Annotated in this window: 16 protein-coding genes; 10 read left to right on the top strand and 6 right to left on the bottom strand. The window is 66.2% G+C overall.

Annotated features, from left to right (window positions below):
- The first annotated feature begins 1 nt into the window (after window position 1).
- The 6 genes from ACSQ1X_RS05375 to ACSQ1X_RS05400 are packed head-to-tail and all read left to right on the top strand — an operon-like array spanning window position 2 to window position 5,521.
- On the top strand, window positions 2–874 hold the full coding sequence (locus ACSQ1X_RS05375) for an ABC transporter ATP-binding protein (RefSeq protein ID WP_436056934.1): 873 nt from the start codon (window positions 2–4) through the stop codon (window positions 872–874).
- Window positions 871–1,704 (top strand): ATP-binding cassette domain-containing protein, encoded by an 834-nt coding sequence (locus ACSQ1X_RS05380; RefSeq protein WP_436056935.1) that lies wholly within the window; start codon window positions 871–873, stop codon window positions 1,702–1,704. The genes ACSQ1X_RS05375 and ACSQ1X_RS05380 overlap by 4 nt, the downstream gene beginning before the upstream one ends.
- 57 nt (window positions 1,705–1,761) lie before the next feature.
- A complete protein-coding gene (locus ACSQ1X_RS05385) occupies window positions 1,762–2,751 on the top strand; it encodes an aldo/keto reductase (RefSeq protein WP_436056936.1) in 990 nt (329 codons plus the stop codon).
- Window positions 2,752–2,796: 45 nt separating this feature from the next.
- The gene (locus ACSQ1X_RS05390) at window positions 2,797–3,600 is read left to right on the top strand and encodes an HpcH/HpaI aldolase family protein (protein ID WP_436056937.1); all 804 of its coding nucleotides are present in this window, start codon (window positions 2,797–2,799) and stop codon (window positions 3,598–3,600) included.
- 5 nt (window positions 3,601–3,605) lie between these two features.
- Entirely contained in the window at window positions 3,606–4,850 is a 1,245-nt protein-coding gene (locus ACSQ1X_RS05395; RefSeq protein WP_436056938.1) for a sialidase family protein, read from the top strand.
- On the top strand, window positions 4,847–5,521 hold the full coding sequence (locus ACSQ1X_RS05400; protein ID WP_436056939.1) for an SDR family NAD(P)-dependent oxidoreductase: 675 nt from the start codon (window positions 4,847–4,849) through the stop codon (window positions 5,519–5,521). Before ACSQ1X_RS05395 ends, ACSQ1X_RS05400 begins: the two co-directional genes overlap by 4 nt.
- Here ACSQ1X_RS05400 and ACSQ1X_RS05405 read toward each other — a convergent pair.
- The 4 genes from ACSQ1X_RS05405 to ACSQ1X_RS05420 form a co-directional block, all read right to left on the bottom strand.
- Window positions 5,518–5,784, bottom strand: coding sequence for a hypothetical protein (locus ACSQ1X_RS05405; protein WP_156372316.1), 267 nt, complete (start codon window positions 5,782–5,784; stop codon window positions 5,518–5,520). The genes ACSQ1X_RS05400 and ACSQ1X_RS05405 overlap by 4 nt on opposite strands.
- 8 nt (window positions 5,785–5,792) lie before the next feature.
- Complete coding sequence (locus ACSQ1X_RS05410; RefSeq protein WP_436056940.1) at window positions 5,793–6,878, bottom strand: C2 family cysteine protease; 1,086 nt, start codon at window positions 6,876–6,878, stop codon at window positions 5,793–5,795.
- Window positions 6,879–6,934: 56 nt separating this feature from the next.
- Window positions 6,935–7,480: a hypothetical protein gene (locus ACSQ1X_RS05415; protein ID WP_436056941.1), complete on the bottom strand. Its 546-nt coding sequence runs from the start codon at window positions 7,478–7,480 to the stop codon at window positions 6,935–6,937.
- 177 nt (window positions 7,481–7,657) lie between these two features.
- On the bottom strand, window positions 7,658–9,244 hold the full coding sequence (locus ACSQ1X_RS05420; RefSeq protein WP_436056942.1) for an alkaline phosphatase D family protein: 1,587 nt from the start codon (window positions 9,242–9,244) through the stop codon (window positions 7,658–7,660).
- A gap of 287 nt (window positions 9,245–9,531) precedes the next feature.
- Here ACSQ1X_RS05420 and ACSQ1X_RS05425 point away from each other — a divergent pair, with 287 nt between their 5' ends.
- The 3 genes from ACSQ1X_RS05425 to ACSQ1X_RS05435 all read left to right on the top strand — a co-directional run bounded on the left by ACSQ1X_RS05425 (window position 9,532) and on the right by ACSQ1X_RS05435 (window position 12,387).
- Window positions 9,532–10,269 (top strand): hypothetical protein, encoded by a 738-nt coding sequence (locus ACSQ1X_RS05425; RefSeq protein ID WP_436056943.1) that lies wholly within the window; start codon window positions 9,532–9,534, stop codon window positions 10,267–10,269.
- Window positions 10,270–10,331: 62 nt separating this feature from the next.
- Window positions 10,332–11,222, top strand: a complete 891-nt coding sequence (locus ACSQ1X_RS05430) for an alpha/beta fold hydrolase (RefSeq protein ID WP_436056944.1) — start codon at window positions 10,332–10,334, stop codon at window positions 11,220–11,222.
- A gap of 316 nt (window positions 11,223–11,538) precedes the next feature.
- Window positions 11,539–12,387, top strand: a complete 849-nt coding sequence (locus ACSQ1X_RS05435) for an esterase/lipase family protein (RefSeq protein ID WP_436056945.1) — start codon at window positions 11,539–11,541, stop codon at window positions 12,385–12,387.
- 67 nt (window positions 12,388–12,454) lie between these two features.
- Here the strand turns inward: ACSQ1X_RS05435 and ACSQ1X_RS05440 are convergent, their stop codons facing one another.
- Complete coding sequence (locus ACSQ1X_RS05440; protein ID WP_436056946.1) at window positions 12,455–12,859, bottom strand: hypothetical protein; 405 nt, start codon at window positions 12,857–12,859, stop codon at window positions 12,455–12,457.
- A gap of 6 nt (window positions 12,860–12,865) precedes the next feature.
- Window positions 12,866–13,591, bottom strand: a complete 726-nt coding sequence (locus ACSQ1X_RS05445) for a hemerythrin domain-containing protein (RefSeq protein ID WP_436056947.1) — start codon at window positions 13,589–13,591, stop codon at window positions 12,866–12,868.
- A 234-nt stretch (window positions 13,592–13,825) separates the two neighbouring features.
- On the opposite strand from ACSQ1X_RS05445, the gene ACSQ1X_RS05450 reads away from it, so the two are divergent.
- Complete coding sequence (locus ACSQ1X_RS05450; RefSeq protein ID WP_436056948.1) at window positions 13,826–14,524, top strand: hypothetical protein; 699 nt, start codon at window positions 13,826–13,828, stop codon at window positions 14,522–14,524.
- Window positions 14,525–14,570 lie beyond the last annotated feature (46 nt).

Here is a 14,570-nt window from a genome sequence, read left to right on the forward strand (position 1 = left end):
CATGACCGCACAAACTACTTTCACGGAGCAGCCGCTCCTGGAGGTCCGCGACTTCCAGGTGGAACTGATCACCGACGCCGGCATCATCCGCGCCGTCGACTCCGTCAGCTTCAGCATCCACCGGGGCGAAACGGTCACCATCATCGGTGAGTCCGGTTCCGGCAAATCGACGACGGCGATGGGCATCCTCCGCCTGCTGCCCGAGGACCTGGCGGTGCTGTCCGGCACCGTGCTGATCGACGGCGTCGACGTCACCGCGGACCCCAAGGCGATCGACAAGGTGCGCGGCAAGACCCTGGCGCTGATCCCGCAGGACCCCATGACGGCGCTCAGCCCGGTCCACTCGATCGGCAGCCAGCTCTTCGAGGCCATCCGGATCGCCGGCGCCGCGTCCGCCAAGGACAAGGGCGCCCTGCAGGCCCGGGCCGTCCGGCTGCTGGAGCAGGTGCACATCCCCACCCCGGAGAAGCAGCTGAAGAAGTACCCGCACCAGCTCTCCGGCGGCATGCTGCAGCGCGTGCTCATCGCCATCGCCCTGGCCAGCGAGCCGCAGCTGCTGGTGGCGGACGAGCCGACGTCGGCCCTGGACGTCACCGTGCAGGGCGGCATCCTGGACCTGCTCCTGGAGCTGCAGGAGCAGCGCGGCATCGGCATCCTGATGATCACGCACGACCTCGGCGTGGCCCGGCTGATCTCGGACCGCATCCACGTGATGAAGGACGGCTCCTTCGTGGAGTCCGGCGAGGTCCAGCAGATTGTGGACCACCCCGCCACCGAGTACACCCGTGCGCTGCTGGCCGCCGTGCCCGTCCTGGGCCCCTGGGACGAAACCCCCGCAGCCACCACCCTGACCACAACTGGAGCAAAGCCATGACGAAGCCGTTCCTCGCCGTCGAAAACCTCGTGGTGGACTACCACGTGCCCGGCGGCACCTTCCGGGCCGTCGACGACGTGTCCTTCTCCGTGGACAAAGGCAAGACGATCGCCGTCGTGGGTGAATCCGGCTGCGGAAAGTCCACCATCGCTAAGGCCTTGATGCGGCTGGTGACCCCCACCAGCGGGCGCATCGACCTGGACGGCACGGACATCGCCGCCATGAGCGAGGCGAAGCTGCGGCCGTTGCGCTCCAAGTTCCAGATGGTGTTCCAGGACCCGTACGGCTCCCTGGACCCGCACATGACGGCCCAGGAAATCGTGGCCGAGCCGCTGAAGCTGCAGGGCGTCCGGTCCAAGGCGGAGCGGCACAAGGCGGCCGCCTCGCTGATCGACCAGGTGGGCCTGCCCGTCAAGTCCCTGGACAAGCACCCCTCCGAGTTCTCCGGCGGCCAGCGCCAGCGGATCGGGATCGCCCGGGCGCTCGCGTCCAAGCCCGAACTGCTGGTCTGCGACGAAGCCACCAGCGCGCTGGACGTCTCCGTGCAGGCCCAGGTGCTGCGGCTGCTGAAATCAATCCAGGACGAAACCGGAATCACGTACGTTTTCATCTCGCACAACCTTGGCGTGGTGCAGGAAATCAGCGATACGGTCATGGTGATGCAGCGCGGCAAGCTGGTTGAACACGGCTCCACCGCGTCCGTCCTGACCGCCCCCAAGGAGGACTACACCCGCAAACTCCGCCGTGCCGCGCTGGACCCCTCCACCATGACGGGCCTCAAGCCGCGGCACCTGGTCCGCTCCCTGGCCCTCAGCGGGCAATCGAACTGAGCCCAGGCCTGACCCCTTCCGTACTTTTCGAAACACGCAACCGCAAGGAATCAACGCATGAGCAAGCAGCCCGAAGGCGCCCAGGTGGACGGCCTGAAACTTCCCATCTCCCGGCTGGTCCTGGGGACCATGACGTTCGGCGACACGGTCGATGAGGCCACCGCGGGGCGGATGGTGGAGGAAGCGCTCGACGCCGGCATCACCACGATCGATACCGCCAACGCCTACGTCGGGGGAACCACCGAGGAAATGCTCTCGCGCCTCCTCAAGGGGCGGCGCGGCGACGTCATCCTCGCCTCCAAAGCCGGCATGCCGCACCCGGACCACGGCCAACACTCGCCGTTGTCCCCGGCCGGGCTGCGCAACAGCGTGGAAGGCAGCCTCCGCCGGCTCGGCGTGGACAGCATCGACCTGTTCTACCTGCACCAGCCGGACCGCATCACACCCCTGCACGACACTTTGGCCACGGTGGCCGAGCTGTTTGCCGAAGGGAAGATCGGCGCCCTGGGCGTCTCCAACTTCGCCGCCTGGCAGATTGCCGATGTGATCCACACGGCGCGTGAAGTGGGAGCCCCGCGCCCTGTCGTCGCGCAGCAGCTGTACAACCTGGTGGCCCGCCGGGTGGAAGAGGAGTACCTCGAATTCGCCGCCTCCCACAACGTGCACACCATGGTCTACAACCCGCTGGGCGGCGGCCTGCTCACCGGTAAGCACAGCTTCGACGCCAAGCCCACCGAGGGCCGCTACGGCGATTCCAAGCTGGCCGCCATGTACACCCAGCGCTACTGGGACCGGCAGCTCTTCGTCGCCATCGAGGAGCTCTCCGGCATCGCTGACGGTGCGGGGATCACGCTGGCCGAGTTGTCGCTGCGCTGGCTGGCCTACCGCGACGGCGTGGGCTCCATGCTGCTGGGCGGCTCCAAGGTGGAACAGCTCCAGGCCAACATCGCCGCCGTGGCCAACGGGCCGCTTCCCGCCGACGTCGTAGAAGCCTGCGACGCCGTGGGCACCGAACTCCGCGGTCCCATGCCCGCCTACAACCGCTGACTCTTACTTGCTTCCTGAACCGATCACCGAAACTGAAGGACTCTGATGACATCCGAACTGGCCCTCGAATTCGCCCGCAAGATCCGCGCCCGGGAACAGGCAGTGGGCTACTGGGCTGTGCTGGACGCGCCCGTGGCCACCGAACGCATCGGCCGGCTGGGCTATGACTATGTGGCCCTGGACGCGCAGCACGGACTGCTCGGCTACTCGGGCGTGCTGAACGGGCTGATGGCCATCGACGCCGGGCACACCGCCGTCGGCATGGTCCGGGTGGAGGACAACAACCTGACGGCCATCGGCAAGGCGCTGGACGCCGGCGCCGTGGGCGTCATCGTGCCGCTGGTCAACACGGCCGCGGACGCCGCCGCCGCGGTGGCCGCCGCCAAGTACCCGCCCATGGGCGGCCGCTCCTACGGGCCCATGCGCTCGGCACTGCGCATCGGGCCGAAGCCGGCGGACTCCAACGCCGCCACCCTGGTGTTCGCCATGATCGAGACGCCGGACGGCCTGGCCAACGTCAAGGAAATCTGCGCCACCCCCGGCCTGGACGGCATCTACGTGGGACCGTCGGACCTGGCCATCGCCGTGGGCGGCGCCTTCCCGGGGGACCCGGCCATCGAGACCGAATTCAACGCCGCGCTGGAGACCATCGCCGAGGCCGCCGCCTCCGCGGGCATCGCCGCCGGCATCCACACCCCGGCGGGGGAGGTGGCGGCACTCCGGTTGCGCCAGGGCTACACTTTCACCACCGTCGCCTCGGACCTCACGCACCTGGAACAGATCGCGAAGGCCCACCTCGACGCCGCCCGCTCCGCCGCCCGCTCCGACGCCGGAACCAAGGAAGGCTGATCCCGATGCAGAACACCACTACGGACAGCTACAGCACCATCACCCCGGACGGGGCCGTGAAGCGGGCCGACGGCGCAGACTTCGCCTACCTCCCGGCGCCCACCGTGCAGAGCCACGCGGCCAACCTTCTCACCCTGCCGGACGGCCGGCTGGGCTGCGTCTGGTTCGGCGGCACCCAGGAAGGCGTGCCGGACATTTCCATCTGGTTCTCCACGCTGGAGCCCGGCAGCAGCCAGTGGTCCGAGCCGCAGCAGCTCTCCGACGATTCCACCCGCTCCGAGCAGAACCCCATCCTGTTCACCGCGCCGAACGGCCTGCTGTGGCTCCTGTACACGGCGCAGAAGGCGGGCAACCAGGACACCGCCGAGGTCCGCCGTCGTACGTCCGCGGACGGCGGCCGCACCTGGGGGGAGGTGGAGACGCTGTTCCCCGCGAACGAAACCGGCGGCGTCTTCGTCCGCCAGCTCCCGGTGGTGCTGTCCTCCGGCCGCCTGATCGTTCCGATCTTCCGCTGCATCACCACGCCGGGGGAGAAGTGGGTGGGCAACAGTGACGACAGCGCCGTGATGATCTCCGACGACGCCGGCGCCACCTGGACGGAGCACGTGCTGCCGGGCAGCCTTGGCTGCGTCCACATGAACATCCAGCCCGTGGCCGACGGCTCGCTGCTGGCCCTGTTCCGCAGCCGCTGGGCCGACTCGATCTACGAATCCCGCTCCACCGACGACGGTTCCACCTGGAGCGAGCCGGTTCCCACCGAGCTGCCCAACAACAACTCCTCCATCCAGTTCACCGCGCTCGCGGACGGGCGCCTGGCCCTGGTGTACAACCACAGCCGGGCAGAGGAGAACACCGAGCGAAGGCTTTCCCTCTACGACGAAATTGACGACGACGGCCTGGCCGAGGAGCAGGGCCAGCTGGCCGAGCCGGATGCTGCTGCTTTCTCCGAGGACGACGGCGTCAAGCGCGCCTTCTGGGGGACACCGCGCTCGCCGATGACTCTGGCGATCTCCGAGGACTCGGGCCGGTCCTGGCCGATCCGGCGGAACCTGGATGTGGGGGACGGGTACTGCCTGTCCAACAACTCCCGCGACGGGCTCAACCGCGAATACTCGTACCCGTCCATCCACCAGGGGCCGGACGGTTCCCTGAACATCGCCTACACGTACTTCCGGCAGGCCATCAAGTTCGTCCGGGTGGACCCGCAGTGGGCGTACGAAGGCACCACCACCCCGGGCGGGGACGAATGACGAAGCACGCTGTTGTCACCGGCTGCAGCTCGGGCATCGGGTTGGCCATTACCCGCCGGCTGCTCGCCGACGGGTGGGCCGTGACCGGGCTGAGCAGGAGCTCCACCTCCCTGGACGGGGAGTTCGAGTGGCTGCAGGCGGACCTCGCCGAGCCGGAGTCCCTGCCGGAGGCCGTGGCGGGTCTGCGGCCGGCGGATGCCCTGGTGCACGCCGCCGGGTTCCAGCGGACCGCTCCCTTGGGGTCTCTTGACCCGTCCGCGCTGGCGGGCATGTTCACCGTCCACGTGGCGGCGGCCAGTGCGCTGGCCAACGCGCTGGTGCCGTCCATGCCCGACGGCGGGCGGGTGCTGCTGCTGGGCAGCCGCACCTCGACGGGGATGCCGGGCAAGAGCCATTACGCTGCGACGAAGGCTGCCTTGATGGGGCTGGGACGGACGTGGGCGCAGGAACTCGCGCCGCGGGGGATCACAGTCAACGTGCTCTCCCCGGGCCCGACGGACACCCCGATGCTGAACGATCCCGGCCGATCAGCCACCCCAGTGAAGCTGCCGGCGCTCGGTGCCCTGGTGGACCCGGAGGACGTGGCCGCCCTGGCCGCGTTCCTGCTGGGCCCGCACGGCAAGTCCATCACCGGGCAGAACTACGTGATCTGCGGCGGCGCGTCCCTCTAACCCCTGCCGGCGTCGTAGGCCAGGACAGCCGACGCTGGAGTGTTGCCGTCGGCCGGCTGAATGGAATCGAACCGCAAGGTTCCTGCGCCGGGCAGCGCCACCGAGTGGCCCTCGCGGAAGGCCTGCTTGCGCTCCTGCTCCGCGGTCCGAATCCAGACCTGGATTGCCGGGGCGCCGTCAGCCACGCCGATCTTGACGATTCCCACCTGGACACCGCCGAACGTGGGCTGCATGCCCTGTTTGACTGTTACGAGCTGTTCCACGGCCATCCTCACTTCGTATCCACGGAGTACACGGAATCGAAGTTTTCCTTGTACTCGTCCTCGGTCAGTTCCAGGGTCCCCGCCTTGCGGTCGTCGTCGCCAGTCATGAAGCCGCCGGACGGTCCCCAAGGGTTGGCCAGAACCACTACCTTCTCGCCGTCATCGTTGGTTTTCACCTCAACCACAACGTACGCGTGATTGGGAACGACGTCGGTGCGGTTGACTTCGTCGGACTCCCAGACCCAGTCAAAATCGTCGTCCCTGGTGTCTTCGGTGCCCACGGACACAGCCTGGCCGTCGGCGAGCTTGTCCTCGATCTCAGCCAGGTCCAGTTCGCCGTCCTTGTCCGCAGACCTGCCAGTCATCAGCTCCATCGCTTCGTGGCTGAATCCGCCGTCGATGTCGTCATAGGAACCGCCCCGGTGGTCCGCCGCGGCGCGTTCGTAGATGGACAGCCAGTTGGGCTCGCCATCTGCACCCCGGACGCCGCCGTCGGTGGACTTGGCTTCGACCGTGACTTCGACAGGCTTGCCGTCTTCGTAAAGGGTTACCACCCAGTGCTCGGGCGGATCACCCACGGGGCGCATGTGTTCTGCGAGGAATTCATCAAGTTTGCCTTCCCGTTCCAGGGTCTGGGCAACCGAGCCTATGCCTGCCAGGAGCCAGCAGTCGCCGATTTGTCCCTGCCGGATATCGCGGGGATCGCCGGCATCCGGGTCCTCGCGGACGTCGCCGGGCACGTCGACGTCGGGGCGTTCCGGGTCCAACGGCCCTGGATCCCCGGGAGGGTTCGAGTCCGGATTTCCTGAACTTTCAGACTCAGTTGCTCCCGTGCTGGCCCGATCCTGCTGGTCCGCATTGCGGGCCAGTTCCTGTGCCTGGTTTTGGAGTTCGCCGGAAACGCGTTTGAGCGTTGGCCAGTGTTCCGAGTGCCAGGCGGCCCGGAACGCGGCGGCGTCACGCCCTTCCCAAGGTGCCCGGGAAAGCAGCTGGCCCAGTTCCGTGGACAACGAGTTCACTTTGTCGGAATGCTGCGACATCGTTTTTGCGAGTGCCCGCAACTGTTCAATGTCGGCGCCATAAAATCCAGGCATCCGCCCGTCCCCCTTTTAGATAACGTCAAGCCGTAGTGGTTGTTTGTCTGTCGCCGTCAGTTTGGTGGGATCTCGTCCGCGCTGCACGTAGGGGAATCTACCGGGACGCTGATGCGCAGGTAGGCCGGGCTCTTTGATTCGATCGTCAGGGTGGCACCGGCGGCGTCCGTGCTGCGGGCAACCACCCAGCCCCCGGGAACTGCGTCCGTTCCATCGAAGGCAGGGAATCCGTGCTGCGTCAGAACGGGGTCACCAGCGGCGAAAATGTCAGCGAACTGGTTGGATGGCTCCACCACGTCGGCGCTGCTCTTCATGGTTTGCGGGTAGAGCATGCATCTGCCGTCCTTCAGCCTGGCCAAGGTGGCCGGCTTGTCCACGGTCCAGCTGATGTCCGGCATCTTCGCTTCCAGCGCCGCAGTCAGCTCTGCACGCAGGGCATCGTACTTGGCGAAGCTTTCCGCCACTGGTGCGGGGGCCTTGGTGACCGGCGCGGCACTGCTTGTTACCACGTTGGGCTGCTGCGGTGCCGTGCAGCCAGCCATGAGGGTTGTCCCGAGGATCATGAGTGCCGCCCGGACGCCGGACATCAGCTGCGGTTGCATTTGGCCGTTCATTTTCCCCCAGTTCTGATGACGGGCTTCGGTTGACCGGCCCACAGGGAATGCTGTCACACCTGCGCCGCGCCTTGCCATGGGGACAACAACCCGTCGGGAAAGTGGGCGGACGACGGCAGGCACGCGTCCGCCGTCGTCCGCCTCCTTGGTGCAGGGGTTCTTCGGCTACCGTGCCTGCAGCCCCGGCACGCCGTCCTGGATCGCGAACGATGCCTTCGTGGAAACGGGGGCGCCCGGCGTCGTGACGTAGTCCAGGGTGCGGAAGTCCGCGGTCAACGCGTCCTTGGTGATGCGGGTGTTCACGTAGCCACGGTTGTCGTTGTAGAACTTCAGGTGCGGGTTCCAGGGCATTACCGGATCGACTGTGGAGCCGGTGCCGTTGCCGGTGGAGGTGATGGAGGTGCAGACCAGTTCGGAGCCGACCACGGGGGAGGCGGGGTCCTTATAGTCCACCTTGACGTCGTTGGCCCAGTTGCGGTGCACGTCGCCGGTGAGGACGACGGCGTTGCGGACGTTCGCGTCCACCCAGCCCCGGGTGATGCGGCGGCGGGAGGCGGCGTAGCCGTCCCACCCGTCCATGGAGACGTCGTCGATCTCGGGCGCGGCGTTCCTGTCCTTTTCGGCGAAGAAGACCTGCTGGCCCAGGATGTCCCAGCGCTGGGTAGAGTTCCTGAACCCGTCCAGCAGCCACGTTTCCTGCTCCGCGCCGGTGATGGTGCGGTCCTCGGCGAGGCGTTCTGTGACGTTCTTCCTCCAGCCGTCGCCAGCAAGCTGGTCGTCCCGGTACTGCCGGGTGTCCATCATGTGGAAGTTAGCCAGCTGGCCCCACTGCAAGGTCCTGTAGATCTTCATGTCGGCACCCGCCGGCACCGAGGAGGCCCGCAGGGGCATGTTCTCGTAGTACGCCTGGAACGCGGCGGCGCGGCGCTGCCGGAAATGCTCGGTGGTGTCGTTCAGCTGCCCGGCGTCCTTGTTCTCCGGGACGTCGTCCGCCCAGTTGTTGTCCACCTCGTGGTCATCCCACACCACCAGCCACGGGGCGATCGCGTGCGCGGCCTGCAAGTCGGCGTCGGCCTTGTACTGCGCGTGCCGCTGCCGGTAGCCGGCCAGGCTGGTGGTCTCGGGGCCCTCATGGTCGCGCGGGTTGCCGCCGCCGATCACGTAGCTGTCCTTCTTGTACTCATACAGGTAATCGCCCAAATGCAGCACCAGGTCCGGGTGGTCCTCGGCCAGCCGGGAGTACGCGGTGAAGTAGCCGTGCTCGAACTGCGCGCAGCTGGCGAACGCCATGGCCAGCACCGCCGGCGTCTCATGCAGCGCCGGGCTGGTGAGGGTGCGTCCCACCGGGCTGATGTGCTTGCCGGCGCGGAACCGGTAGAAGTATTCCCGCCCGGGCCGCAGGCCCTTGAGTTCGACGTGCACCGAGTGGGCGGTTTCAATCCGGGCGTGCTCGACGCCGCGGGCTACCACAGTGCGCATGCTTGCGTCTTCAGCCACTTCCCACGCCACCGCGACGTTGCGGGAGGGCATGCCGCCCAGACCGTCCTCCGCTACGGGGGCAACAGCCAGACGGGTCCAGATCACGAAGCCGTCCGGCCACGGCTCGCCGGAAGCGATGCCGAGCATGAACGGATCGGTGCGGAGACCGGCGTCGTCCGCGGTTGACGTGGCGAACGCTGCACCCGGCAGGGCGGCCACGAGGCCGGCCCCAAGGCTGGCGGAAAGAAGGGATCTGCGTGAGATGTTATCCATGGATGAGACCGTAGGGAGGCTGGTTGGACAGGTTCTGAGGGAGATATGAATGGGCGGTTAACTGCGTGACAAGGATTGTCGAGGTGGCTTTGGTCCGGAGTTACTCGTTGTCATTACCACTACCGCGTCCGGGTTGCGGTTCCGCAGAGGTATCTTTGGGCAGGGGGGCCGTACCGGTCAAGTCCTGCACCGGTGTCGGAGTTTGCCCGTGGCACGGCCGAGCAGCAGCACGTCTCCGGTGTCAGCGTCGACAGTGATGTCGTCATCATGACTGAGGAGAGTGACTGGTGAGCAACGCCAGCGAATGGACTGCCACGCTCAAGGCATTCCACGAGAAACAACTGGACCGTCCCCGCCGGGTGTACCGGCTCGGCCGCACCAAGGTCCTCTTTTCGGGTGGCCACGCCGCTTGCACTGTGGGTGCGGCGGTTGCGGCATCAGCGTTGGATTTTCCCAGCTTGGCGTTTTGGATTGCCATCGCTATCGGCTTCTTCGTGGGAAAGTTCCTCTTCCCGGTCCCTCGCAGCAGCGTAGCGAGCCGCTATGGTTCCAAGGAGCTGGCCAGGAAATCTCCCGGCGACCTGGACTACATGACGCCGGCGGAGATCCGGGCGTACCAGTACAACGCCCAGTTCATCCAAAAGGGCGTTACCCCGTTGGTGCTGGGGACCGAAGAAGCCCTTGGCCGCCAGTCCGAGGCGGTCAGGACGGTGTCCCAGGCCGCGGGCGCCGACGCGGGGTTGTTGGCTCACCGTTCCCTCGCGGATGTCAGGGAGTACGGGCGTACTGCCGACCGTCACGATCTGCTTGAGCGCCGATGGCGCCAATACGAGATGGACCCTCAATTGCAGTTCGATTTTCCCGCCATGACTGATGCCTCCCTCCCGACAACCTCGGCAATGATCCGGGCCAGGCACACCGCTGATCAAGAGAGAACCACAGGCAACCCGGCGGACTACAAACTGGCTGTGGACAGGTTTTCGCAGACTCTGGCAGCAGCGGAACAGGCGGCCGGCGTTCCGTAGCGGTTTGCTCTTCCACCATAAAGTGGTGACAGGGCCGGCTTATGGGTAATACCTTGGGTTTCATGCCAGGCACAGTCGCGGCCATGCCGCAGCTCGACGGTGTGACCCACCGGTGGATCGACGTGCGCGGGTTAAACATGCATATCGCGGAGGCCGGGAACGGGGAGCCGGTCTTCCTGCTCCATGGATTCCCGCAGCACTGGTGGGAGTGGCACGGCGTCATTCCCCGCCTGGCCGAGCACTACCGGGTGATTGCCGTAGACCAGCGCGGCTTCGGCTGGACCGATGCACCTGCGGACGGCTACAACGCACGGACCCTCATCGAAGACATCGTCTTGCTCATGGGCGAGCTGGATATCCCGCGGGCGCGTTTTCTCACTCATGACTGGGGTTCCGTTGTTGCCCAGCTCCTGGCCATGGAACGGCCCGATCTGGTCGAGGCGCTTGTTGTCACGGGTACCCCTGACATGCACATCAGGCCAAACGCCAGGCTGCTGGGGCTCTTCCCCAAGCTTTGGCACGCCTTCGCGCTCGCGGCTCCAATAATCGGTCCGCGTCTCCAGCGGAACGATAAGTTCACGCGGCACCTCTTCACGGCCTTCGAGCCCGCAGGCGGAGTGGCGGAGGAGGACATGGAGCTCTACGGGGTTGGGATGGCCCAGCCCGAGAGGGCGCGGGCAGGCTCAGCCCTCTACCGCGGCACGATCCTCCCGGCGTTCATGGCCATCATTTTCGGGGCGTACGCCAAACGCGACTTCACGGTGCCGACCCTCGCCCTCATCGGTGCCAGTGAGCCGTCCGCGACTCTTCAGGAGATGGGCCACCGGCCCGGGCACGGGGGCAACGTGACCACGGAGATCCTTCCCGGCGAGGGCCACTTCCTCGCAGACCACCGCCCTGAGCTGATTGCCGACAAGGCTCTGCGGTTCTTCGCGCTGCGGCCGGACCGGTAGATGGCGGGCGGATAACGGCCTGCCATCTGTGAACGGATTGTGCTGGAGATGCACGTTTGTGCACAGGCCCATGAGAGCTCTCTCAAGGGCTAAATGCAGGCGAAACAGCTACTGACCAGTAACAACATTCCAATTTGGGCTGTTTGCGGCGGGGGAGAGTGCTCCGCCTTGTGATGCTTTTTTGGCGCACGTTCGTGCAGCCCGGCCCAGGTGGAACGGCAGTGCTGCCTAGCATGGAAACCCGGCCGATGCGTGATGGCCACTAACGACCATCACCGCCGGCCGCCCCCGCTGACACGTAAACAAAGAGGTTTCTATGTCACTGCTATCCAAAGCTCTGTCCATCGCCGCAGCCGCCGTCCTTGCCGGGTCCCTCACGGTTACTCCAGCCCAAGCGGGCACCCTGGACGTTGCCCCGCCGGGAGCCAACGACTGGTCCTGCAAACCAACCGCCGAGCATCCGTATCCGGTCATCCTGGTGCCTGGAACGTTTGAGAGCATGGCGAAGAACTGGTCCACCTTGTCGCCGTACCTCAAGAGCGCCGGGTACTGCGTCTTCGCCCTCAACTACGGCGAGACGAACGGCGTATACGCCACCGCCCCGGTTGCCGACTCCGCGCAGGAACTTGCCCCGTTCGTGGACGCGGTGCGTGCTGCCACCGGCGCCAAGAAGGTGGATCTTGTGGGCCACAGCCAGGGCGGAATGATGCCCCGCTACTACATGGGCTTCCTCGGCGGTGCCAAGAACGTCCATAAGCTCATTGGCATCGCACCCTCCAACCACGGCACCGAGGGCGTCATCGTCCCGCCGCCGGGATTTGTACAGGATCCGGACTACACCGGCCTGGGCTGTGCAGCCTGCGCCGACCAGCAGGCGGGATCGGCATTCATGCAGAAGCTCAACTCCGTCGGCGACACCGTGGCAGGACCGTCGTACACCGTCATCTCAACGGTCCACGACGAAGTGGTCATTCCTTACAACAGCCAGTTCCTGAGCGGCGCGGCACAACAGGTCACGAACATCACCATCCAGGACAAGTGCCCGGCCGATCTCTTCGAGCACGACCAGACGCCGAACGACCCGGTGGTTCACCAGATTGTGGCCCATGCACTTGGCAAGCCTTCGGGTCCTGCAGACCCGGCCTATCAGCCCGCCTGCATCTAACAGTCGGCAGAACAACTAACTAACGACGGCGGCCGGCAGCAAAGCCGGCCGCCCGCCGTCGTCATGACTACTTGGGGGAGTTCAGGGCGTCGAACCGCTCCTGCCAGAGGGCCAGTTCCCGGTCTACGTCCCGCCTGCGCGACGGGGTCCACCTGGGCCAGATGTCAGATTTGATGGTGGTCCCGGCCGCGGCCTGCTCGGGGGCGGGAGGAGTGTTGCGCCTGGAGCTGGCAGCGGTTTTCGGCGGCGGGATCGGCCCGGAAGGCCCCCGGGCCGAGTTCCGCGTGGACTGCCCGCGGGGCACGCTCCGCTTGGAGTTGGCAGCTGTCTTCCGCCCGGTGAGCCGGTGCATAACCTCCTCAAGGCCGACGAGGAGACCGAGCACGCTCCAGATAACACCTAGCAGGACCGAGACCACGACGAGTGCTGCAATCCAAAACAGGATCCCGATTAAGGGGACTAGGAAAATCATCGTCTTTTAGAGTGTGGCGGGAATCGTGCGCCCCGGGAAGAGTGTGGAGTACTGCCGCCGGTACATCCTGCGCCCCACGAGACGGTAAGCAAGACGGACCGGCGGAGGGATCTCCTTGAACAGCTCCTTCCGGTCTGCGGGAGGGTTCGTGGCAAGCACCATGCCGAGGTAGGCGACCATGAACTTCTTGTCGAACTGCTCGATCCCGTGCTGGCCAACTCCGTTCATTTCCTTCTCGTCCATCACCCTGTCCACAGCGGGCATTACCTCAGTGACCTCGCGGCGCAGGTGCATTTTGAGGACTGCGGACAGGTCCTCGTAGCGCGTGGCGAGTTCCTCACCGGCCTCTGCGTCAGCCGTCTCCATCCATCGGAGGCGGATTGGCTCGATTCCCTCAAGCCGTTGTGTGACCTGCCGGTGCTGCTCGAGCATCTGCGCAACGTGCAACGCGCACGCCGGTGCTCGCTCCGTCAGTCGCGGATACATCAGCAGGTCCTCGCCCTCGTGGTGGATATGCAGCACCTTGTCGAAGTTGCCGAGTACTTCGCCCACGTAGGCGGCGCGGGAGGTGTCACCGGCCGCTGCGGAACGCACAAGGCCCGGTGCCTCGTCATAGGCCCAAAGGAAAAAGCGGTGGATGCGCCGCATGGCCGCCGTCCCGGTGCAAAGAACGGGCCCAGGTGGTAGCGGAGCTGCGGTCTCGCCGGGCTGCATAGTGAAGAAGTCAGTCATTGGGTGGCCCCTAACGGCAATCAAGCGAAACCAGGACCTCTCCCCGGCAGCATCGTATCGCCCGCCGTCATACCGAACAATGGCCAGGCCGCCTAGTTTCGCCGGGGGTGCTTAACCCGTCCGGCCGGGTGAGCGTGCCTTGGCGTCGGACTAAAGTCCCTGTTTTGGAGGGCGGTTCCGGCGTAGGTTGAAGCTGGGCTCCGAAAATGCTGGGCCCGCACAAAAGGGGGCATCATGACCAGGCCCAGGCTTACGGCATTCAGCGTTCTCGGGCTCTGCACCCTGTTCTCGCTCTCGGCCTGTTTCGGCCCGCCGACCCCGGCGCCCACAAGCAGCTCCGCCGCCCCGACCGCGACGTCGACCGTGTCGCCCACGACAGCGAGCCCGTCCGCGTCTCCCACGACAGCGGGACCGTCCGCGGCCAGCCCGTCGGTCACCACGACTCCTAAAGCGGCTGCCCCGCCGTCGTCCACCCCCGCGAGCCCTCCGGCCGCGCAGGAACCAACACCCACAGGGCTCCCGGAACAGGTGGCCCCGCTGACCATCTACTACGTCGCCATCGACGACAACGGCATTTCAGGGCCAAGGATCGGCTGCGGCGACAGCCTCGTCGCCACGACCACCGCCCCGGTCCGCTTCACGGACCAGGTGGGCCCCAGTATCGGGACCCTGCTCGCGAACAAGAACCGCAACGTCGGACTGTCAGGGCTCGTGAATGTCCTGTACCAGTCGAACCTCAGCTACGCCGGCGGTGAGCTGGAGGGCGGCACAATCACGATCTACCTCACCGGGCAGTTCGTGCTGGGCGGCGTATGCGACATCCCGCGCGCCAAGGCACAGCTGGAGTACACCGCCATGGCCGCGGCCGGGGCCACGAACGCCCGAGTGTTCGTCAACGGCCGCCCGATCGACGAGGTCCTCAGCCTCAAGTAATGCACCTGTGGGCCGAAGTGCAGACGCAGTTGCGCGGTGATGAAAC

The sequence above is a fragment of the Arthrobacter sp. LjRoot78 genome (assembly GCF_964254335.1).
Lineage (GTDB): Bacteria > Actinomycetota > Actinomycetes > Actinomycetales > Micrococcaceae > Arthrobacter.

Excerpts from the sequence above, each read along its gene's own strand:
- ACSQ1X_RS05410 (WP_436056940.1), bottom strand. The coding sequence starts at position 6,878 with ATGCCTGGATTTTATGGCGCCGACATTGAACAGTTGCGGGCACTCGCA.
- ACSQ1X_RS05440 (WP_436056946.1), bottom strand. The coding sequence starts at position 12,859 with ATGATTTTCCTAGTCCCCTTAATCGGGATCCTGTTTTGGATTGCAGCA.
- ACSQ1X_RS05395 (WP_436056938.1), top strand. The coding sequence starts at position 3,606 with ATGCAGAACACCACTACGGACAGCTACAGCACCATCACCCCGGACGGG.
- ACSQ1X_RS05390 (WP_436056937.1), top strand. The coding sequence starts at position 2,797 with ATGACATCCGAACTGGCCCTCGAATTCGCCCGCAAGATCCGCGCCCGG.
- ACSQ1X_RS05450 (WP_436056948.1), top strand. The coding sequence starts at position 13,826 with ATGACCAGGCCCAGGCTTACGGCATTCAGCGTTCTCGGGCTCTGCACC.
- ACSQ1X_RS05445 (WP_436056947.1), bottom strand. The coding sequence starts at position 13,591 with ATGACTGACTTCTTCACTATGCAGCCCGGCGAGACCGCAGCTCCGCTA.
- ACSQ1X_RS05435 (WP_436056945.1), top strand. The coding sequence starts at position 11,539 with ATGTCACTGCTATCCAAAGCTCTGTCCATCGCCGCAGCCGCCGTCCTT.
- ACSQ1X_RS05415 (WP_436056941.1), bottom strand. The coding sequence starts at position 7,480 with ATGCAACCGCAGCTGATGTCCGGCGTCCGGGCGGCACTCATGATCCTC.
- ACSQ1X_RS05420 (WP_436056942.1), bottom strand. The coding sequence starts at position 9,244 with ATGGATAACATCTCACGCAGATCCCTTCTTTCCGCCAGCCTTGGGGCC.
- ACSQ1X_RS05385 (WP_436056936.1), top strand. The coding sequence starts at position 1,762 with ATGAGCAAGCAGCCCGAAGGCGCCCAGGTGGACGGCCTGAAACTTCCC.
- ACSQ1X_RS05400 (WP_436056939.1), top strand. The coding sequence starts at position 4,847 with ATGACGAAGCACGCTGTTGTCACCGGCTGCAGCTCGGGCATCGGGTTG.
- ACSQ1X_RS05430 (WP_436056944.1), top strand. The coding sequence starts at position 10,332 with ATGCCAGGCACAGTCGCGGCCATGCCGCAGCTCGACGGTGTGACCCAC.
- ACSQ1X_RS05380 (WP_436056935.1), top strand. The coding sequence starts at position 871 with ATGACGAAGCCGTTCCTCGCCGTCGAAAACCTCGTGGTGGACTACCAC.
- ACSQ1X_RS05375 (WP_436056934.1), top strand. The coding sequence starts at position 2 with ATGACCGCACAAACTACTTTCACGGAGCAGCCGCTCCTGGAGGTCCGC.